Source organism: Variovorax sp. Soil_C_39 (genome assembly GCF_057656815.1).
In genome coordinates this window covers 435906-455293 of sequence record NZ_JBDGJQ010000005.1, presented here as the reverse complement: position 1 = coordinate 455293, position 19388 = coordinate 435906, and the positions used below count along the sequence as shown (strand labels likewise).

The window sequence follows — 19388 nt, the reverse complement described above, 5'->3', positions numbered from 1 at the left end:
TTGGCGCCGTCGGCCCTCACCCCAACCCTCTCCCGGAGGGAGAGGGAGCCCCCCGGACTCAGACCACGAGCCGGTAGCCCACAGCCGTTTCCGTCAACAGGTGCCGCGGCTGCGCCGGGTCGGCTTCCAGCTTCTGCCGCAGGTGGCCCATGTAGATGCGCACGTAGTGGCCATGGTCGGTGTGCGACGGGCCCCAGACCTCGCGCAGCAGCTGGCGCTGGGTGAGCACGCGGCCGGCGTTGGCGACGAGGACCGAGAGCAGGCGGTATTCGGTGGGTGTCAGGTGCACCTCGGTACCGGCGCGGCGGACCAGGCGCGCGGCGCGGTCGAACTCGACCTCGCCGAAACGGAACAGCGGCGCATCGGCGAGGTCGTCGCCGCTGCCGTTCGCGTGGCGCGGGCGGCGCAGGTTGGCGCGCACGCGCGCGAGCAGCTCGCCGGTGCCGAAGGGCTTGGTCAGGTAGTCGTCGGCGCCGGCGTCGAGCGCGGCGATCTTGTCGGCTTCGTCGCTGCGCGCCGACAGCACGATGATCGGCACCGCCGACCAGCCGCGCACGTCGCGGATCAGCGCCACGCCATCGCCGTCGGGCAGGCCGAGGTCGAGCACGAGCAGGTCGGGCTGGCGCGTGCCGGCCGCGGCGAGGCCGTCGCGCAGCGTGCCGGCTTCGTGCACCTGCCAGCCTTCGGCCTCGAGCGCACCGCGCACGAAGCGGCGGATCTGCGGCTCGTCCTCGATCACGATGGCGGTGGGCGATGGCATGGGGGAACGACGGTGTTCAAAGGGTGGCTTCGGCGAGCTCGGGGGGTTCGCGGCGCGGCAGCCGGACGGTGAATTCTGCGCCGCCGCCCGGCGCGTTGCGCGCGGCGATCTCGCCGCCATGCGCATTCACCACCGCGCGGCAGATGGCCAGGCCGAGACCGACGCCGGGGGTCGCCGATTCGGCGTTGCCGCGCGTGAACTTGTCGAACAGCGTGTGCTCGCGGCCGGCGAGCGCGGCCGGCAGGCCGGGGCCGTGGTCGCGCACCGAGAGCACCAGCAAGCCGGGTTCGGCGCGCGCGCCCACGACGATCGGCGGGGCGCCGTAGCGGGCCGCGTTCTCGAGCAGGTTGACCAGCACGCGCTCGATCAGCACCGCGTCGAACTCGACCAGCGGCAGCCCGGGCGCGAGCGCGGTCTGCACCGCGGTGCCGCCGAGCGCGGTGCGCGCCGCGCGAATGCCCGAGCCGACCACCTCCTCGACCGACTGCCAGTCGCGCCGCAGGTTCACCGCGCCGCCCGCGAGGCCGCTTTCGAGCCGCGCCATGTCGAGCAGGTTGTTGACCAGCGCATGCAGCTCGTGCGCCTGCGCCACGATGGCGCGCGCGGCCTCGGCATGTTCGTCGGGCGGCAGCGCCCGCAGCGATTCGGCGAGCGCGATCAGCGCGGTGAGCGGCGTGCGCACGTCGTGCGAAATGGCGCCGAGCAGCGCATTGCGCAGGCGCTCCGATTCCATCTCGACCACGGCCTGCTGCGCGACCTCGACGTAGTGCACGCGCTCGAGCGCGATCGCGATCTGCCGGGCCAGGGTCTGGAGCTGCTGCGCCTGCTCGGGAATCAGGAGCCAGCGCGGCTGCGCGGGCGACAGCGCGAGCACGCCGCGCACGCGCATGGGCGCCTGCAGCGGCACGTAGTGCCAAGGCTGCGCCGCGAGCGTGGCGGTGCCGAGGCCGGCGGGCTGGCCGTGGCGAAAGGCCCAGTCGGCCACCTGCAGGTCGAAGCCTTCGGGCGGCGCGTGGGGCGGCACCAGCTGGTCGGCGGCATCGGTGGCCAGCACCAGCGCGTGGCCGCCGAAATGGCCCTGCACGGCGGCGGCGCCGAGCGCCACGACCTGCGCGCTCTCGAGCGCCGCCGAGAGCTCGCGCGTGAGCTCGAACAGCGATCGCGCGCGCCGCTCGCGGCTGGTCGACACGCCCGCGGCGAAGCGCAGTCCGACCGTGAGCTGGCCCACCAGCAGGCCAACGCCGAGCATGATCACGAAGGTCAGCAGGTACTGCAGGTCGCTCACCGCGAGCGACAGGCGCGGCGGCACGAAGAAGTAGTCGAACGCGGCCACGTTGAGCAGCGCGGTGAGCGCCGACGGACCGCGCCCGAAGCGCATCGCGATGCCGACCACGCCCGGCAGGAACAGCATCACGATGTTGGCGATGTCCAGCACGTTGGCCAGCGGCATGCAGACCAGCGTGAGCGCCACGCTCGTGGCCGCGGCCCAGGCATAGCCGCGCCAGTGGACCGGCGGATCGTCCTGCGCCGCGTCGGCCGCGAGCAGGCCGCCGATGGGCGCGCGCGGCAGCCGCCGCGCGCTGTCGGCATGGCCGGCCTCGAGGATGTCGAGTGCGGGCGCGCGCTGCGCGAGTGCGCGCGCCAGCGGCACGCCGCCGAACGGCCACCACCCGCGGCGCCAGCGCGCGGGCTGTGCGGGGCGCCCGAGTACCAGCGTGGCGCAGTTGAGCCGGCGCGCCTGCGCGGCCAGCTGCTCGGCCACGTCGGCGCCCGTGAGCACCGCGGTGGCCGCGCCCAGTTGCTCGGCCAGCTTGAGCACCGCGAGCACGCGGTCGCGCGCATCGCTCGCGAGACGCTGCAGCCGCGGCGTCTCGACGTAAGCCGCATGCCAGCGCACGTTGAGCTGGCCCGCGAGCCGCGCCGCCGTGCGCACCGTCTGCGCCGCATCCTCGTGCGGCCCCACGCACGCGAGGATCGCGCCCGAGGTGTTCCAGGCCTGCAGCGCAGCGGCACCCGTGCCGCGGCCCGCGGGGCCCGACTGCTCCACGCGCCAGCCGCGCACGTCGTCTTCCACATGCTCGGCGGTGCGGCGCAAGGCGATCTCGCGCAGCGCGATCAGGTTGCCCTTGCGAAAGAAGTTCTGCGCCGCGCGCTCGGCCACGTTCTCGCCGTGGCGCGGCAGGTAGACCTTGCCGGCCGCGAGCCGCGCGGTGAGCTCGTCGGGCGTCGCGTCGACCAGCACCACCTCGTCGGCCTCGTCGAGCACCGTGTCGGGCACCGTCTCGTGCACGCGGATGCCCGTGATCGCGCCGACCGTGCCGTTGAGGCTTTCGAGGTGCTGCACGTTGAGCGCCGACCAGACTTCGATGCCCGCGGCCAGCAGCTCCTGCACGTCCTGCCAGCGCTTGGCATGGCGCGAACCGGGCGCGTTGGTGTGGGCCAGCTCGTCGACCAGCAGCACCGCGGGCCGGCGCGCGAGCGCGGCGTCGAGGTCGAACTCGGCGAGCCGGCGGCCGCGGTGGTCCACCTCGCGCAGCGGCAGCACGGGCAGGCCCGCGAGCAGCGCGGCGGTCTCGCTGCGGCCGTGGGTTTCGGCCACGCCGACCAGCAGGTCGCGGCCTGCCGCGTGCTCGCGCTGCGCGGCGCTCAGCATGGCCCAGGTCTTGCCGACCCCGGCGCAGGCGCCGAAATAGATGCGCAGCTTGCCGCGCTGCGCCCGCGCCGCGTCGCTGCGCAGTTGCGCAAGCAGGGCGTCGGGGTCGGGGCGGGCGTCGGGCATGGCGGGGCGTGCAGGTTATCGCATGGCGTCGAGCGCCAGGTTCAGGGCCAGCACATTGACGCGCGGCTCGCCCACGATGCCCCAGAGCGGCCCTTCGGTGTGCTGCGCGACGAGTGCATCGACCTGCGCCGGCGGCAGGCCGCGCAGCCGCGCGACGCGTGCGGCCTGGTAGTACGCGGCCGCCGGGCTGATGTGCGGATCGAGCCCGCTGGCCGATGTCGTCACCAGGTCGACCGGCACCGGCGCGGTGTTGCCGGGGTCGGCGGCGTGCAGCGCGGCGATGCGCGCGCGCAGCGCATCGGTGAGGGCCGGGTTGAGCGGCCCGAGGTTCGCGCCGCCCGAGGCGCTCGCGTTGTAGGGCTGCGGCGCCGTGGAGGAGGGCCGGCCCCAGAAGTGCCGCGGATCGGTGAAGTGTTGGCCGACGAGCGCCGAGCCCACGGGCTGGCCGTCGCGCAGCACGAGGCTGCCCGCCGCCTGCGCGGGAAACAGCGCCTGCGCGGCGCCGGTGACGGCGAGCGGATACACCACGCCGGTGAGCGCGCCCAGCAATGCGAAGAGCACGAGCGCGGGACGAAGGATGTTGTTCATGATGAAGAGCGCCTCAGACGAAGTGGACGGCCGCGAGCAGCCAGTCGATCAGCTTGATGCCGATGAAGGGAACGATGAGCCCGCCGAGCCCGTAGACCGCGAGGTTGCGCCGCAGCAGCGCGGCCGCGCCCACGGGCCGGTAGCGCACGCCGCGCAGCGCGAGCGGGATCAGGAATACGATCACGAGCGCATTGAAGATCACCGCCGACAGCACGGCCGACGACGGGCTCGCGAGCCGCATCACGTTGAGCGCGCCGAGCTGCGGATAGGTCGAGACGAAGATCGCCGGAATGATCGCGAAGTACTTCGCCACGTCGTTCGCGATCGAGAAGGTGGTGAGCGAACCGCGCGTCATCAAGAGCGCCTTGCCGGTCTCCACCACCTCGAGCAGCTTGGTCGGGTTGGAGTCGAGGTCGACCATGTTGCCGGCCTCCTTCGCGGCCTGCGTGCCGCTGCCCATCGCGACCGCCACGTCGGCCTGCGCGAGCGCCGGCGCATCGTTGGTGCCGTCGCCGGTCATGGCCACGAGGCGGCCCTCGGCCTGGTAGGTGCGGATCAGCGCGAGCTTGTCCTCGGGCGTGGCCTCGGCAAGGAAGTCGTCCACGCCGGCCTCGGCCGCGATGGCGGCGGCCGTGAGCCGGTTGTCGCCCGTGATCATCACCGTGCGGATGCCCATGCGGCGCAGCTCGGCGAAGCGCTCCTTGATGCCGGCCTTGACGATGTCCTTGAGCTCGACCACGCCGAGCACCCGGTCGCCCTCGGCCACCGCGAGCGGCGTGCTGCCGCGCCGCGCGGCCTCGTCGGCGGCGCGCAGCACCTCGGGCGGCACGCGCCCGCCGAGCGCCTCGACATGCCGGCGCACCGCGTCGACCGCGCCCTTGCGCAGCACAACGGCATCGGCGTCGAGGCTGGTCGGTGCGGCGGGCAGGTCGACGCCGCTCATGCGGGTCTGCGCGGTGAACGGGATGAAGCGCACACCTTCCACCGCCACACTACCGAGCCCCTCGCGGCGCGCGAGCTCGACGATGCTGCGCCCCTCGGGCGTTTCGTCGGCCAGCGAGGCCAGCATGGCGGCCCGCGCCAGCCGCGCCTTGGTCACGCCCGGTGCGGGCAGGAAGGCGCTGGCCTGGCGGTTGCCGTGCGTGATGGTGCCGGTCTTGTCGAGCAGCAGCACGTCGACGTCGCCGGCCGCCTCGACCGCGCGGCCCGAGGTGGCGATCACGTTGGCCTGCATCATGCGGCTCATGCCGGCCACGCCCACGGCCGAGAGCAGCCCGCCGATGGTGGTCGGGATCAGGCACACCAGCAGCGCCACCAGCGCGGTGAGCGACACCACCGTGCCCGCACCCGCGGCCTCGACGCTGAAGACCGAGAATGGCAGCAGCGTGACGGTGACCATGAGGAACACCAGCGTGAGCGCCACCAGCAGGATGGTCAGCGCCACCTCGTTCGGCGTCTTCTGCCGGCGTGCGGCCTCGACCATGCCGATCATGCGGTCGAGGAACGATTCGCCGGGGTTCACCGCGATGCGCACCACGAGCCAGTCGGACAGCACGCGCGTGCCGCCGGTCACGGCCGAGAAGTCGCCGCCCGATTCACGCACCACGGGCGCCGATTCGCCGGTTATGGCGCTCTCGTCGACCGAGGCCACCCCTTCGATCACCTCGCCGTCGAGCGGGACCACGTCGCCGGCTTCCACCAGCACCACGTCGCCCTTGCGCAGGTTCGGCGCCTGCTCCGGCAGCCACGCGCTGCCATGCTGCGGCGTCTGCAGCTTCTTGGCCCAGGTGTCCTTGCGCAAACCGCGCAGCGAGGCGGCCTGCGCCTTGCTGCGGCCCTCGGCCAGCGCCTCGGCGAAGTTGGCGAACAGCACGGTGAACCACAGCCACACCGTCACGGCCAGCACGAAGCCGGGCTTCATGCCGGTGTCTCCCGGAAAGCCCAGCGAATGCACCCAGAGTAGCGTCGTGAGGATGCTGCCGATGTAGACGATGAACATCACCGGGTTGCGCCATTGCACGCGCGGGTCGAGCTTGGCGAAGGCGGCCCACAGCGCGGGCTTCAGGAGCGACGCGTCGAGCAGCGAGAGAGGGGAAGTCATGGTGCGCCTCACTTCCATAGCATGAGGTGCTCGACCACTGGCCCGAGGGCCAGCGCCGGCACGTAGTTGAGCAGGCCCACCATCAGCACGGCGCCGATCAGCAGGAAGACGAACAGCGGCCCGTGCGTGGGCAGCGTGCCGGCCGTCGCGGGCAGGCGCTTGCGGGCCGCGAGCGAACCCGCGATGGCCAGCACCGGCACGATCACCGCGAAGCGCCCGAACCACATCGCCAGGCCGAGCAGCGCGTTGTAGAACGGCGTGTTGGCCGAGAGCCCCGCGAACGCGCTGCCGTTGTTGTTGGCGGCCGAGCTCAGCGCATAGAGCACTTCGGAGAAACCATGCGCACCCGGGTTGGCGATACCGGCCCGGCCTGCGCCCGCCAGCACCGCCACCGCGGTGCCCGCGAGCACCAGCACCGGCGTCACGAGGATGGCGATGGCGATCAGCTTCATCTCGCGCACCTCGATCTTCTTGCCGATGTACTCGGGCGTGCGGCCGATCATCAGCCCCGCGATGAACACCGCGAGCATGGCGAACACCAGCATGCCGTAGAGGCCGCTGCCGACGCCGCCGAACACCACCTCGCCGAGCTGCATCAGCACCATCGGCACCATGCCGCCGAGCGGCGTGAACGCGTCGTGCATCGCGATCACCGCGCCGCACGAGGCGGCCGTGGTGACGGCCGCGAACAGCGCCGAGGCATCGATGCCGAAGCGCACCTCCTTGCCTTCCATGTTGCCGCCCGCCTGCAGCGCGCTCGCCGCCTGGTCGATGCCCAGCGGGCCGAAGAGCGGATTGCCGGCCTGCTCGGCATGCACCACGGCCACCACCGCGACCACGAACATCGCCGTCATCGCCGCGAGCACCGCCCAGCCCTGGCGGATGTCGCCCACCACGCGGCCGAACGCGAAGCACAGCCCCGCGGGGATCAGGAAGATCGCGACCATCTGCAGCAGGTTCGAGAACGCGGTCGGGTTCTCGAACGGGTGCGCCGAGTTGGCATTGAAGAAGCCGCCGCCGTTGGTGCCAAGCAGCTTGATCGCCTCCTGCGAGGCCACCGGTCCCATCGCGAGCACCTGCGGGCCGGCCGCGGCCTCGAGCGGATGCACCACCGCGGGCGCGCCGAAGTTCTGCACCACGCCCTGCCCGACGAAGAGAAGCGCGAGCACGAACGACAGCGGCAGCAGCACCCACAGCGTGATGCGCACGAGGTCGGCCCAGAAGTTGCCCACCAGCCCCGCACCTTTTCCGTCACCGCGTCGCGCGAAGCCGCGGACCAGCGCGAAGGCCACCGCGATGCCGGTGGCGGCCGAGAAGAAGTTCTGCACCGCAAGGCCGAGCATCTGCGTGAGATGGCTCATGGCGACCTCGCCGGCGTAGCCCTGCCAGTTGGTGTTGGTGACGAAGCTCACCGCGGTGTTGAAGGCCGAGTCGGGCGACACCGCGCCCAGGCCCGCCGGGTTGAGCGGCAGCACGCCCTGCAGCCGCTGCAGCGCGTACAGCACCACGGCGCCGACCGCATTGAAGGCGAGCAGCGCGAGCGCATAGCCGCGCCAGCCCGTCGACTGCCCGGGCACGGTGCCCGCGAGCCGGTAGAACGGCGCCTCGATGCGTTCGGCCCAGCGCGGCATGCGCTCGCTGCACAGCGCCGCGAGCAACCGGCCCACGGGCCAGGCCAGTGCCAGCAGCGCGGCCAGAAAGAGGGCCAGCAGGCCCCAGGCGGAAGCGGTCATCTCAGAATTCCTCGGCGCAGATCAGCGCGAACACGAGGTACGCGAACAGCACCACGGCCACCAGCGCGCCGAAGCCGTAGAGCGCTTCGAGGGCGATCACGGCGTGCCTCCTTCGGCGGCGGCCGACGCCGCCTTCGGTGCTGCGTCGAGCCGGTCGAGGCCGCGCACCATGGCCGCCAGCGCGGCCCAGAGCGCCAGCAGGGCGCCCATCCAGACGATGTCCATTCGATTGCTCCTGGAGCGAAAAACAAGGAGCCCAGTCTCGGCAGCGCTGCGTAAAAACGGGGAACAAAGCCCGGGCGGCCGCATAAAGAAAACATAAAGACGCGCCGCCCGCCGCCACCGCCCCTGTCACAAGACGGCGCGCTCGTGCGTCTTTGCGATGCCGGCCACCGCTGCGATGCGGATGGGCCCGGCCGCAGCGGGGTCATTGCGCCGTCGGTCTCGACAGCGCGAACGGCCGCGTCTAATAATCCAAGCATCTACTTTGATAAATAAGAATCGATCATGAACACAAGATCAAGGGCCTGGCTCGGCGCCGGCCTTGCGGCAGTGGTGGTGGGCGCGGCCGTCTGGGCGCTGGCGACGAAGCCGGGGCCGGCGCATGCCGAGGGCGGCGGCGGCATGCCGCCGGTGAAGGTGGCGGTCGCCGAGGCGCGCCAGTCGGAGATGGCGCGCCATCTCGGCGGCATCGGCACGCTCGAGGCGCACCGCCAGGTCGAGGTGCCGGCCGAGGTGGAGGGCCGGGTCGCGAAGATCCTCTTCACGCCGGGCGCCCCCGTGCGCGCCGGCCAGCTGCTGGTGCAGCTCAACGACGCGCCCGAACAGGGCGACCTCGAACGCCTTGCGGCCCAGCGCGCCAATGCCCGGGCGCTGCTCGAGCGCACGCGCCGCCTGCTGCCGCAGCAGGCCGCCACGCAGGAGCAGCTCGAGCAGGCGCAGGCCGCGTTCGACCAGGCCAACGGCGAGTTGCGCCGGGTGCAGGCGCTGGTCGAGCAGAAGCGCATCAAGGCGCCGTTCGACGGCGTGCTCGGCATCCGGCGCGTCAACCTGGGCCAGTTCGTGCGGGCCGGCGATGCGCTGGTGTCGCTCACCGACGCCCGCACGCTGCTCGCGAACGTCACGCTGCCCGAGACGGCGCTGCCGGCGCTGAAGCGCAACCAGGCGGTGTCGCTCGCGGTCGACGCGCATCCGGGCCGCACCTTCGAAGGCAGGCTCAGCGCCATCGAGCCGCAGATCGGCAGCGACACGCGCACCGTGCGGCTGCAGGCCACGCTCGACAACGCGGACGGCGCGCTCGCGCCCGGCATGTACGTCAACGCCAAGGTGGCGCTGCCCGCGCGCACCGATGCGATCACGGTGCCCGAGACCGCCATCACCTACAGCACGCACGGCGACTCGGTGTTCGTCGTGCGCCCGGCCGACAAGGGCGGCTTCACCGCGCAGCAGGTGTTCGTGAAGACCGGCGACCGGCAGGACGGCCGCGTCGTGGTCGAGCAGGGCCTGAAGGCCGGCGAGCAGGTCGTCACCTCGGGCCAGCTGCGGCTCTACACCGGCGCCGCGGTGGCGCCCACCGGCCAGGACACGCTCGCCCTCGCGGAGCGCCGGCCATGAAGTTCACCGACCTGTTCGTGCGCCGGCCCGTGCTGGCGCTGGTGGTGAGCACGCTGATCCTGCTGCTCGGCGCCCGCGCGATCGGCGACCTGCCGGTGCGCCAGTACCCGCTGACCGAGAGCACCACGCTCACCATCACCACGCAATACCCCGGCGCCTCGCCCGAGCTGATGCAGGGCTTCGTCACGCAGCCGATCGCGCAGGCGGTGGCGACCATCGAGAACGTCGACTACCTCTCGTCGTCGTCCACCTTGGGCCGCAGCGTGGTCAGCGTGCGCATGAAGCTCAATGCCGATGCCAACCAGGCGCTCACGCAGGCCATGGCGCAGGTGAGCCAGGTCAAGTACCGGCTGCCGCCCGAGGCCTTCGACCCGGTGATCCTCAAGTCGTCGGGCGAGGCCACCGCGGTGGCGTACGTGGGCTTTTCGAGCAAGACCATGCCGATCCCGGCACTGACCGACTACCTCTCGCGCGTGGTGCAGCCGCAGTTCGCGTCGATCCCGGGCGTATCGGGCGTGGAGGTGTCGGGCGGCCAGACGCTCGCGATGCGCGTGTGGCTCGACCCCCAACGCATGGCCGCGCGCGGCATCTCGGCCGGCGAGCTGGCCGACGCGCTGCGGCAGAACAACGTGCAGGCTGCGCCCGGCCAGGTGAAGGGGCTCTACGTGGTGTCGAACATCCGCGTGAACACCGACGTGGCGAACGTGGCCGAGTTCCGCGACATGGTGGTCAAGCGCGAGGGCGACGCCCTGGTGCGCCTGGGCGACGTGGCCACGGTGGAGCTCGGCGCGGCCAGCGCCGACAGCAGCGCCACCATGGACGGCGACCGCGCCATCTACCTCGGCCTGCAGGCGGCGCCCAACGGCAACCCGCTGGTCATCGTGAAGCGCATCCGCGAACTGCTGCCCGAGATCGAGCGCAACATGCCGCCGGGCGTGGAGGTGCAGCTGCCCTTCGAGCTTGCGCGCTTCATCGAGGCCTCGATCGACGAGGTGCAGAAGACGCTGCTCGAGGCGATCGCCATCGTGGTGCTGGTGATCTTTCTTTGCCTGGGGTCGCTGCGCGCGGTGCTGATCCCGGTGGTGACGATCCCGCTGTCGATGCTCGGCGCCGCGGCGCTGATGCTGCTGTTCGGCTTCAGCATCAACCTGCTCACGCTGCTGGCGATGGTGCTGGCCATCGGCCTGGTGGTGGACGACGCGATCGTGGTGGTCGAGAACGTGCATCGCCACATCGAAGCGGGCAAGTCGCGCGTGCAGGCCGCGCTCATCGGTGCGCGCGAGGTGGCCGGCCCCGTCATCGCGATGACGCTCACGCTGGCTGCCGTGTATGCGCCGATTGGGCTGATGGGCGGACTCACAGGTTCGCTCTTCAAGGAGTTCGCCTTCACGCTCGCGGGCGCGGTGGTGGTGTCGGGCGTGATCGCGCTCACGCTGTCGCCGGTGATGAGCTCGTTCCTGCTGCCGCAGGATGCCGCGGCGGGCCGCATGGCGCGCCGGGCCGAGGCCTTCTTCCACCGGCTCGCCAGCGGCTACGGACGGCTGCTCGGCGTGTCGCTGCGCCACCGCTGGGTGACCGGCGTGTTCGCAGTGGCGGTGCTTGCGAGCTTGCCGTTTCTGTACAACGCCGCGCAGCGCGAGCTCGCGCCGGGCGAGGACCAGGCCATGGTGCTCACCGCGATCAAGTCGCCGCAGCACGCCAACATCGACTACGTCGAGAAGTTCGGCCAGAAATGGGACGAGGTCTTTGCGGCGCTGCCCGAGAACACCGGCCGCTGGCTCATCAACGGATCGGACGGCGTGGCCAACAGCATCGGCGGCGTGCAGCTGTCGGACTGGAAGGACCGCACGCGCAGCGCCGACGAGATCCAGCACGAGGTACAGCGCACCATGGGCGATGTCGAAGGCAGCAACATCTTCGCGTTTCAGCTGCCGTCGCTGCCGGGCTCGACCGGCGGGCTGCCGGTGCAGATGGTGATCAAGAGCGCAGGCGACCACCTCACGGTGTTCGAGGCGATGGAGTCGCTCAAGGCCGCCGCGCGCGACAGCGGCAAGTTCGCCGTGGTCGACAGCGACCTGGAGTTCAACAACCCCGTGACCGAGGTGCGCGTGGACCGCGCCAAGGCCAACAGCATGGGCGTGACCATGAAGGCCATCGGCGACACGCTCGCGGTGCTGGTGGGCGAGAACTACGTCAACCGCTTCGGCATGGACGGCCGCTCGTACGACGTGATTCCGCAGTCGCCGCGCGCGCAGCGGCTCACGGCCGAGGCGCTGGCCGGCTACTTCGTGAAGAGCGCGAGCGGCGAGCCCGTGCCGCTCGCCAACCTGGTGCAGCTCTCGACCAGCGTGGGGCCCAACACGCTCACGCAGTTCAACCAGCTCAATGCCGCGACCTTCCAGGCCATTCCGATGCCGGGCGTGAGCATGGGCGACGCGGTGGCCTTTCTGGCCGACGAGGCGAAGAAGCTGCCCGCGGGCTTCAGCCACGACTGGCAGTCGGATGCGCGCCAGTTCACGCAGGAGGGTTCGGCGCTGGTGCTGGCCTTCGTGTTCGCGATCATCGTGATCTACCTCGTGCTGGCCGCGCAGTACGAGAGCCTGCGCGATCCGCTGATCATCCTGGTGAGCGTGCCGATGTCGATTTGCGGCGCGCTGGTGCCGCTGGCGATGGGCTTTGCCACCATCAACATCTACACGCAGATCGGGCTGGTGACGCTGATCGGGCTCATCAGCAAGCACGGCATCCTGATGGTGGAGTTCGCCAACGAGATCCAGGCGCACAAGAACCTCGACCGCCGCCTGGCGATCGAGGAGGCCGCGCGCATCCGGCTGCGGCCCATTCTGATGACCACCGCCGCGATGGTGATGGGCCTGGTGCCGCTGCTTTTTGCGAGCGGCGCGGGTGCCAACAGCCGCTTCAGCATTGGCCTGGTGATCGTGGTCGGCATGCTGGTGGGCACGCTGTTCACGCTGTTCGTGCTGCCCACGATGTACACGCTGCTCGCGCGCGACCACCGCACGGTGGGCCGCTCGCAGCGGGCCGCCGAACTCGATGCACTGGTGGCGGGAGCATGACCATGAACCGTTCTCTTCTTCCTGCGGCACTGCTGCTGCCGCTGCTGCTCGCGGGCTGCGCCGTCGGCCCGCGCTACACCGCGCCGGCCACGCCGCCCGTCGCCATTGCCGCGCCCGAGCGCGCGCTGTTCGCGAGCGACGCCGTGCAGCGCGACTGGTGGCGCCAGTTCGACGATCCGCAGCTCGATGCATTGATTGAACGCGCGCTCGCGGCCAACCACGACATCCGCATCGCCGAGGCACGGCTGCGCGAAGCCCGCGCCCTGCAGGCCGAGGCCGGGCTCGAGCGCCTGCCCGCGGTGACGCTGGGCGCCAGCCACACGCGCAGCATCGCGCAGGGCAACGGTCTGCCGCCTGAAGCACGCACGCTGGCCCAGAGCAGCCGTGCCGGCTTCGATGCCGCATGGGAGATCGACCTGTTCGGCCGCCTGCAGCGGCTCGACGAAGCCGCCACCGCGCGTGCGGAGGCCTCGGCCGCCGACCTCGAGCAGGTGCGCATCGTGGCCGTGGCCGAGCTGGCGCGCAACTACTACGAGATGCGCGGCGCCGATCAGCGCCTGGCCGTGGCGCGCCGCACGCTCGACAGCCTGCAGCGCAGCCTGCGCGTGACCGAGGCGCAGGTGCAGACCGGCCGCGGGCTCGAAGGCGACCTGGCAAGCGCGCAGGCCAACCTGGCCGCCACCGAAAGCGACCTGCCCGTCTTCGAGACCTCGCGCCGCCAGGCCGCCCACCGCGTCGCCGTGCTGGCGGGCCTGCAGCCGTCCGAGCTCGCGCCGATGCTGCTGCAGCCGCAGCCGCTGCGCGTGCTCGACAAGCGCCTGCCCATCGGCGACGTGGGCGACCTGCTGCGGCGCCGGCCCGACGTGCTGCGTGCCGAGCGCACCCTGGCCGCAGGCACGGCCGACATCGGCGCCGCCACGGCCGAGCTGTACCCGCGCATCGACATCGGCGGGTTCCTCGGGTTCGTCGCGCTGCGCGGCTCGGACCTCGGCAGCTCGGCGAGCCGCGCCTTCAGCGTGACGCCGGGTTTGAGCTGGCCCGCGCTGCGGCTCGGCTCGGCCAGGGCCCGCCTGCGCGGCGCCGAGGCGCGTGCCGAGGGAGAGCGTGCGCAGTACGAGCAGACCGTGCTGCGCGCCATCGAGGACGTGGAAAGCGCGCTCGCCGGCTACGGCCAGAACCAGCAGCGCCTGCAGTCGCTGGTGCAGGCCGCCGCCCGCAGCGGCCGTGCCGCCGAGCTGGCCGAGGTGCGCTACCGCGAAGGCGCCGCCCCCTACCTGAGCGTGCTCGACGCGCAGCGCACCTGGCTGCGCGCGCAGGACGCCGTGGCCCAGGCCGAAGCCGCCTCGTTCACCAGCCTGGTCGCGCTCTACAAGGCGCTGGGCGGCGGGTGGCAAGCACCTGCGCAGGCGAGGGGCGAAGCCGGCGCACGACAATCATGAGTTGCCGCTGCCGACAATAGGCCCCACCGCTTTGCCCGAGACCCCGCCCATGCCCGCTCCCGCCGCCGACGCCAAGCCCGCCTGGACGCCGCACCAGCCGGCCGACCGCATCCTCTCCACGCTCAAGCGGCGCGGCGCGCTCGGCATTCCCGACATCGCCAAGGTGCTCGACGTCACGGTCGAGGCAGTGCGCCAGCAGATGGCCAAGCTGCAGGCCGAGGGCCTGGTCGACGCCGAGAGCCGCCCGGCGGGCCGCGGCCGGCCGACGCAGATCTGGCGGCTCACGGGCGCGGGCCATGCACGCTTTCCCGACACGCATGCCGAGATGACCGTGCAGATGATCAGCGCCGTCGTCAGCGTGTTCGGCGAGAAGGGCATGGACCAGCTGATCGGCGCGCGCGAGAACGCCATGCGCGCCACCTACACCGAGGCCCTGCGCGGTGCGCGCAGCCTGAAGACGCGGCTCGAGCGGCTGGCCGAGATCCGCACTCGCGAGGGCTACATGGCAGAGTTTCGCGCCGAGGAAGACGGCGGCTTTCTCTTCATCGAGAACCACTGCCCGATCTGCACCGCGGCGCGCGCCTGCACCGGCTTTTGCCGCAGCGAACTGCAGCTCTTCGACGAAGTGCTCGGGCCCGACGTGAGCGTGAGCCGCGTCGAGCACGTGCTGGCGGGCGCACGGCGCTGCGCCTACCGCGTGACGCCGAACAAGCCGCTCGCCTGAGCAGCGAAGCGTTCTTTCTTATTTTTCAACAACCCAGAAGGACCCACCATGGAACACACCCTCCCGCCCCTGCCCTACGCCCTCGACGCGCTGGCACCCGAGTACTCGAAGGAAACGCTCGAGTACCACTACGGCAAGCACCACAACGCCTACGTGGTGAACCTCAACAACCTGCAGAAGGGCACCGAGTTCGAGTCGATGCCGCTCGAGGAGATCGTCAAGAAGTCGAGCGGCGGCATCTACAACAATGCCGCGCAGATCTGGAACCACACCTTCTTCTGGAACTGCATGAAGCCCCAGGGCGGCGGCACGCCCACGGGCGCGCTGGCCAAGGCGATCGACGCCAAGTGGGGCAGCTACGACGCCTTCAAGGAAGCCTTCGTCAAGTCGGCCGTGGGCAATTTCGGCTCGGGCTGGACCTGGCTGGTGAAGAAGGGCGACGGCTCGCTCGACATCGTGAACATGGGCGCCGCAGGCACGCCGCTGACCACGGGCGACACGCCGGTGCTCACGGTCGACGTCTGGGAGCACGCCTACTACATCGACTACCGCAACCTGCGCCCGAAGTTCGTCGAGACCTTCCTGGCGAAGCTGGTCAACTGGGACTTCGCGGCCAAGAACTTCGGCTGAAGCGCCGGGTTCGGCCCGGCGGGCATCCTCACATGTTGATGAGGTTCAGGATGTTGCCGTCCGGGTCCTTGAACCACGCGACCTTCATGTCGCCCATGACGTGGAGGTCGCCCTCGAGGCGCGTGTCGGGCATGTCTTTGTAGTGCTCGAACTTGACGCCCTTGGCCTTGAGCGCGGCCACGAGGCTTTCGATGTTGTTGCCGACGCCCCAGGTCACGGCCGTGGCCTGGTTGGTGCCGGCGAAGGCCGAGCGGTACACGTTGATGCGCGTGCCGCCGCTGCGGTAGACGATCACCTCGTTGCCCTCGGCGTCGACCTGCGCGAGGCCCAACGTGTCTTCGTAGAAGCGGCGGGCCGTGGCGAGGTCTTTCACCGCCAGGTTGGCCACCGCGTCGATGTTTCCGAGCATGCGCTTCTCCTGTTGAGCCCGGCGCGGCACCGATCTGGCGCTGCGGCGGGCGAGCCAAAAATACTCAACCATACGGTGAAGTATTTGCGCTTCGAGCGGCGATGTCAATCCGGCGGAAAATACCCACGCCAGCCGTGCATCGGCTGCATTCCCCGATCCTCCAGACAGAGACAACCAACATTCCATGATCCGCAGAAACTTCGGCACGCTGGCGCTTTCGCTGGCACTCCCCCTGGCCTTTGCCACCGCACCCGCTCACGCGCAGACCGGGCCCTATCCCGCCAAGTCGGTGCGCATGATCGTGCCGTTCCCGCCCGGCGGCGGCACCGACATTCTTTCGCGCCTGGTGGCGCAGAAGCTCACCGAAGCCAAGGGCTGGACCGTGGTGCCCGACAACCGCGGCGGCGCCGGCGGCACCATCGGCATTGCCGAGGCCGCGCGCGCCGCGCCCACCGGCTACGACATCGTGATGGGCCAGAAGGACAACATGGTCGTCGCGCCCTGGCTCTACAAGAACCTGAGCTACAACTCCGTGAACGACTTTGCGGCCGTGGCCCACGTCGCCTACACGCCCGTGGTGATCGTCACGCGCGCCGACTCCAAGTTCAAGTCGCTCGCCGACGTGGTGACCGCTGCGCGCGCCGCGCCCGACACCGTGACCTATGGATCGCCCGGCAACGGCACCACCATCCACCTGGCCGGCGAGATCTTCAACGGCGCCGCCAAGATCAAGATGCGCCACGTGCCCTACAAGGGATCGAACCCCGCCATGATGGACGTGCTCGCGGGCAACGTCGACCTGATGGTGTCGTCGGTGCCTTCGGCGCTCGGCCAGATCAAGGCCGGCAAGCTGCGCCCGCTGGCCGTCACCAGCGCCAAGCGCAGCAGCTCGCTGCCCGACACGCCCACCGTCGCCGAGCTCGGCTACAAGGGCTTCGACGTGAGCACCTGGTACGGCATCTTCGTGCCCGCCAAGACGCCCAAGGACGTGATCGCCACGTTGAATACGGAAGTCAACAAGCTGCTCGCCACGCCCGAAATGAAGGCCGCCATCATCGCCCAGGGCGCCGAGCCGCAGAGCATGACGCCCGAGCAGTTCGGCACCCTGCTGAAGACCGACTACACGCAGTGGGAAGGCATCGTCAAAGCCTCGGGCGCGACCCTCGAATAAGCGCGCGCCGTCGCAGAATGGTGTCTTCACCACAGGCCGCACCGCCGGCACGGAGACACCACCGATGGCATCACAGAAAGCGAAGACCACCCGCCAGCTGACCATCACCACCGCCCTCGCGGCGGCGGTGGTGGCCCTGGTGCAGGGTTGCGCGCAGATCCCCACCCGCCCCCCAGACCACGCGGCCCTTGGCCCGTCGAAGGAATCTGTCGACTCGCATGTGGCCGCCGCCACGCGCGCCGCGGGCACCGACCTCACCGCACTGCTGACCCTGTGCAAGCCCGCGCCCGCCGCACGGCCGCCGCAGGACGCGCTCGACAAGAGCCTGGCCGGCTTCATCGCCCGGCCCGCACCGCCGCCGGGCAAGGCCTTCGAGAACCTCTACTTCGTGGGTGCCGACTGGGTCAGCGCCTGGGCCATCAAGACCTCGCAGGGCATCATCCTCATCGATGCGCTCAACACCCAGGCCGAGGCCGCCACGCTCATCGAGGGCGGCATGCGCAAGCTGGGCCTCGACCCCGCGCAGATCAAGTACGTGATCGTCACGCACGGCCACGGCGACCACTACGGCGGCGCCAGCTACCTGGCCAGGAAGTACCGCGCGCGCGTGGTGATGAGCGACGCCGACTGGACCATGACCGAGACCCGGCTCGAGTTTGCGACCCCGCTCTGGGGTGCGCCGCCCAAGCGCGACATCTCCGTGAAAGACGGCGACCGCATCCGCCTGGGCGACACCAGCGTGACGCTGTACCTCACGCCCGGCCACACGCGCGGCACCCTCTCGCCCGTGTTCGACGTGACCGCCGCCAACGGCCAGAAGCACCGCGCCATGCTGTGGGGCGGCACCGGCTTCAACTTCGGCAACGACATTCCGCGGCTCGACGCCTACATCGGCGCCACCCAGCGCATGGGCGGCATCGTGCAGAGCCAGCGCGTCGACGTGCTGCTGTCGAACCATTCGAACATCGACGGCTCGCAAGACAAGCTGGTTGCGCTGCGGCAACAGCAGACCGCGCAGGCCCCCAACCCCTTCGTTCTAGGCACCCCCACAGTCGAGCGCGCCCTCGCCGTGATGGGCGCCTGCGCCCAAGCCCAACGCGACCGCTTCGCCATGCAGTCATAACTCCGTCGGCCTTTGGCTTTACTCCTTCCCCCTCCGGGGGAAGGCAGGGATGGGGGCAAGCAGCGCCACCACCGCCAGCGCCCTCATTCAATCCGGCACAAACTTCCGATTAAAAATCTCCACATCCGCCTCCAGCTCAAAGCTAGCCACCTGCCCCATCTTCCCGTCCTTCAACCGGTAAGCAGCAAACAGGCTGTGGCGCCCCTTGAACCCGAACTCGTTCATCACGATCAACGCGTACGGGTAAGGCACGAACACCTGGTGCGCGAAGACGATGCGGTGAATGTTGCGCGGCGAGGGAAAGAGCTTGTACTCGCCGGTATCGATGCCTTGTGCGGTGGCCATGGTGTGACGATCAGTCCGTGTCGCGCACGTCGGCCACCGGCTTGCTGCCGAAGTCCGCACGCGCCAGGTACTTGAGCACCTTCGCCGCCGCCGAGGCCGGGCTGTCGAGCAGGCCTTCGCTCTTGAGCTTTTCAAAACGACCGCGGTCCGGAAACTTCTCGGCCGACGTGCCGCGCAACTGCACCTGCATGTCGGTGTCGATCACGCCCGGCGCCAGCGACACGATGCGCGCGCCGTTGTTGGACGCATTGGCTGCTTCTTCGAGCGCCACCGCGCGCGAGTAGTGGTCCATGCCCGCCTTCGCCGCGCAGTACGGCGCCTGGCTGCCCATTGCGTTGCGGCCCAGGCCCGACGAGATGTTGAGCACCTTCCGCGCCCCGCGCCATTCGCGCGTGCCGCCGAGGAACGCCGCCGTCAGCAGCATCGGCGCTTCGAGCCCGATGCGCAGCGCTTGGGACAGATCGGCATCGTCCGAAGCCGACAACGGCGCCGGGTTGCCGACCGTGCCCGCGTTGTTGATGAGCGTGGCCGTGTCGAAGCGCTGCGGGTCTTGCGCCGCGAGCCATTCGCGCACGCGGGCGGCGGCAGCGATGGGGTCGGAGAGGTCTTGCTCCCATTGGATGAGCTCGACGCTGTTTCCGTCGGCCTTCTTCTTGGCGTGCTCGGCGAGTTCGGGGCTCTGGCGGCGGGAGATGCAGAGGAGCACGTGGTTGCCGGGTTGTTCGAGCAGTTGCTCGGCCATGGCGCGGCCGAGGCCGCGGGAGGCGCCGGTGATGAGGTGGAGGTGGGTGGGCATGGTGATGTGAGGAATATGGCAAGTTCCAGGGAAGGGCGGTCAAACAGCTTGCACTGTCGCCGAGACGCGCAAGGTAGCACCGTCGCCTGTCCCAGGATA

General features: G+C 70.5%; 17 protein-coding genes. 7 read left to right on the top strand and 10 right to left on the bottom strand.

Features of this window, described 5'->3' with window-relative positions; all coding sequences use genetic code 11:
* Positions 1-58 precede the first annotated feature (58 nt).
* From kdpE to AC3A6J_RS16420, 7 genes are read right to left on the bottom strand one after another with little or no spacing between them, the layout of a single operon-like run.
* On the bottom strand, positions 59-760 hold the full coding sequence (kdpE, locus tag AC3A6J_RS16450) for a two-component system response regulator KdpE (protein ID WP_487861031.1): 702 nt from the start codon (positions 758-760) through the stop codon (positions 59-61).
* A gap of 16 nt (positions 761-776) precedes the next feature.
* On the bottom strand, positions 777-3539 hold the full coding sequence (locus AC3A6J_RS16445) for a DUF4118 domain-containing protein (RefSeq protein WP_487861030.1): 2763 nt from the start codon (positions 3537-3539) through the stop codon (positions 777-779).
* Positions 3540-3554: 15 nt separating this feature from the next.
* Positions 3555-4127 (bottom strand): potassium-transporting ATPase subunit KdpC, encoded by a 573-nt coding sequence (gene kdpC, locus AC3A6J_RS16440; protein WP_487861029.1) that lies wholly within the window; start codon positions 4125-4127, stop codon positions 3555-3557.
* A 13-nt stretch (positions 4128-4140) separates the two neighbouring features.
* Entirely contained in the window at positions 4141-6228 is a 2088-nt protein-coding gene (gene kdpB, locus AC3A6J_RS16435) for a potassium-transporting ATPase subunit KdpB (protein ID WP_487861028.1), read from the bottom strand.
* Positions 6229-6236: 8 nt separating this feature from the next.
* On the bottom strand, positions 6237-7961 hold the full coding sequence (kdpA, locus tag AC3A6J_RS16430) for a potassium-transporting ATPase subunit KdpA (protein ID WP_487861027.1): 1725 nt from the start codon (positions 7959-7961) through the stop codon (positions 6237-6239).
* A gap of 1 nt (position 7962) precedes the next feature.
* Positions 7963-8061 (bottom strand): K(+)-transporting ATPase subunit F, encoded by a 99-nt coding sequence (gene kdpF, locus AC3A6J_RS16425; protein ID WP_487861026.1) that lies wholly within the window; start codon positions 8059-8061, stop codon positions 7963-7965.
* Positions 8058-8186, bottom strand: a complete 129-nt coding sequence (locus AC3A6J_RS16420; RefSeq protein ID WP_487861025.1) for a hypothetical protein — start codon at positions 8184-8186, stop codon at positions 8058-8060. Before AC3A6J_RS16420 ends, kdpF begins: the two co-directional genes overlap by 4 nt.
* A gap of 282 nt (positions 8187-8468) precedes the next feature.
* Between AC3A6J_RS16420 and AC3A6J_RS16415 the strand changes: the two genes are divergently transcribed.
* Genes AC3A6J_RS16415 through AC3A6J_RS16395 form a run of 5 tightly spaced genes read left to right on the top strand, consistent with a single transcriptional unit; the run spans position 8469 to position 15445 of the window.
* A complete protein-coding gene (locus tag AC3A6J_RS16415; RefSeq protein ID WP_487861024.1) occupies positions 8469-9575 on the top strand; it encodes an efflux RND transporter periplasmic adaptor subunit in 1107 nt (368 codons plus the stop codon).
* Positions 9572-12652: a MexW/MexI family multidrug efflux RND transporter permease subunit gene (locus tag AC3A6J_RS16410; protein ID WP_487861023.1), complete on the top strand. Its 3081-nt coding sequence runs from the start codon at positions 9572-9574 to the stop codon at positions 12650-12652. The genes AC3A6J_RS16415 and AC3A6J_RS16410 overlap by 4 nt, the downstream gene beginning before the upstream one ends.
* Positions 12649-14091, top strand: a complete 1443-nt coding sequence (locus AC3A6J_RS16405; protein ID WP_487861022.1) for an efflux transporter outer membrane subunit — start codon at positions 12649-12651, stop codon at positions 14089-14091. The genes AC3A6J_RS16410 and AC3A6J_RS16405 overlap by 4 nt, the downstream gene beginning before the upstream one ends.
* A gap of 49 nt (positions 14092-14140) precedes the next feature.
* Positions 14141-14815, top strand: coding sequence for a helix-turn-helix transcriptional regulator (locus tag AC3A6J_RS16400; RefSeq protein ID WP_487861021.1), 675 nt, complete (start codon positions 14141-14143; stop codon positions 14813-14815).
* Between the two features lie 48 nt (positions 14816-14863).
* Positions 14864-15445 carry a superoxide dismutase gene (locus tag AC3A6J_RS16395; protein WP_487861020.1) on the top strand — a complete coding sequence of 194 codons (582 nt, stop codon included), beginning with the start codon at positions 14864-14866 and terminating at the stop codon, positions 15443-15445.
* 28 nt (positions 15446-15473) lie between these two features.
* Here the strand turns inward: AC3A6J_RS16395 and AC3A6J_RS16390 are convergent, their stop codons facing one another.
* Positions 15474-15854 carry a VOC family protein gene (locus AC3A6J_RS16390; RefSeq protein WP_487861019.1) on the bottom strand — a complete coding sequence of 127 codons (381 nt, stop codon included), beginning with the start codon at positions 15852-15854 and terminating at the stop codon, positions 15474-15476.
* Between the two features lie 184 nt (positions 15855-16038).
* Between AC3A6J_RS16390 and AC3A6J_RS16385 the strand changes: the two genes are divergently transcribed.
* Together AC3A6J_RS16385 and AC3A6J_RS16380 are read left to right on the top strand one after the other, a co-directional pair.
* On the top strand, positions 16039-17025 hold the full coding sequence (locus AC3A6J_RS16385; RefSeq protein ID WP_487861018.1) for a Bug family tripartite tricarboxylate transporter substrate binding protein: 987 nt from the start codon (positions 16039-16041) through the stop codon (positions 17023-17025).
* A gap of 64 nt (positions 17026-17089) precedes the next feature.
* Complete coding sequence (locus tag AC3A6J_RS16380; protein ID WP_487861017.1) at positions 17090-18148, top strand: MBL fold metallo-hydrolase; 1059 nt, start codon at positions 17090-17092, stop codon at positions 18146-18148.
* Between the two features lie 87 nt (positions 18149-18235).
* On the opposite strand, the gene AC3A6J_RS16375 is transcribed toward AC3A6J_RS16380, so the two are convergent.
* Together AC3A6J_RS16375 and AC3A6J_RS16370 are read right to left on the bottom strand one after the other, a co-directional pair.
* Positions 18236-18493 carry a hypothetical protein gene (locus AC3A6J_RS16375; RefSeq protein ID WP_487861016.1) on the bottom strand — a complete coding sequence of 86 codons (258 nt, stop codon included), beginning with the start codon at positions 18491-18493 and terminating at the stop codon, positions 18236-18238.
* Between the two features lie 10 nt (positions 18494-18503).
* A complete protein-coding gene (locus tag AC3A6J_RS16370; protein WP_487861015.1) occupies positions 18504-19289 on the bottom strand; it encodes an SDR family NAD(P)-dependent oxidoreductase in 786 nt (261 codons plus the stop codon).
* Positions 19290-19388 lie beyond the last annotated feature (99 nt).

Coding starts and splice junctions, on each gene's coding strand:
- kdpE (WP_487861031.1), bottom strand. CDS start 760: ATGCCATCGCCCACCGCCATCGTGATCGAGGACGAGCCGCAGATCCGC.
- AC3A6J_RS16445 (WP_487861030.1), bottom strand. CDS start 3,539: ATGCCCGACGCCCGCCCCGACCCCGACGCCCTGCTTGCGCAACTGCGC.
- kdpC (WP_487861029.1), bottom strand. CDS start 4,127: ATGAACAACATCCTTCGTCCCGCGCTCGTGCTCTTCGCATTGCTGGGC.
- kdpB (WP_487861028.1), bottom strand. CDS start 6,228: ATGACTTCCCCTCTCTCGCTGCTCGACGCGTCGCTCCTGAAGCCCGCG.
- kdpA (WP_487861027.1), bottom strand. CDS start 7,961: ATGACCGCTTCCGCCTGGGGCCTGCTGGCCCTCTTTCTGGCCGCGCTG.
- AC3A6J_RS16420 (WP_487861025.1), bottom strand. CDS start 8,186: ATGGACATCGTCTGGATGGGCGCCCTGCTGGCGCTCTGGGCCGCGCTG.
- AC3A6J_RS16415 (WP_487861024.1), top strand. CDS start 8,469: ATGAACACAAGATCAAGGGCCTGGCTCGGCGCCGGCCTTGCGGCAGTG.
- AC3A6J_RS16410 (WP_487861023.1), top strand. CDS start 9,572: ATGAAGTTCACCGACCTGTTCGTGCGCCGGCCCGTGCTGGCGCTGGTG.
- AC3A6J_RS16405 (WP_487861022.1), top strand. CDS start 12,649: ATGACCATGAACCGTTCTCTTCTTCCTGCGGCACTGCTGCTGCCGCTG.
- AC3A6J_RS16400 (WP_487861021.1), top strand. CDS start 14,141: ATGCCCGCTCCCGCCGCCGACGCCAAGCCCGCCTGGACGCCGCACCAG.
- AC3A6J_RS16395 (WP_487861020.1), top strand. CDS start 14,864: ATGGAACACACCCTCCCGCCCCTGCCCTACGCCCTCGACGCGCTGGCA.
- AC3A6J_RS16390 (WP_487861019.1), bottom strand. CDS start 15,854: ATGCTCGGAAACATCGACGCGGTGGCCAACCTGGCGGTGAAAGACCTC.
- AC3A6J_RS16385 (WP_487861018.1), top strand. CDS start 16,039: ATGATCCGCAGAAACTTCGGCACGCTGGCGCTTTCGCTGGCACTCCCC.
- AC3A6J_RS16380 (WP_487861017.1), top strand. CDS start 17,090: ATGGCATCACAGAAAGCGAAGACCACCCGCCAGCTGACCATCACCACC.
- AC3A6J_RS16375 (WP_487861016.1), bottom strand. CDS start 18,493: ATGGCCACCGCACAAGGCATCGATACCGGCGAGTACAAGCTCTTTCCC.
- AC3A6J_RS16370 (WP_487861015.1), bottom strand. CDS start 19,289: ATGCCCACCCACCTCCACCTCATCACCGGCGCCTCCCGCGGCCTCGGC.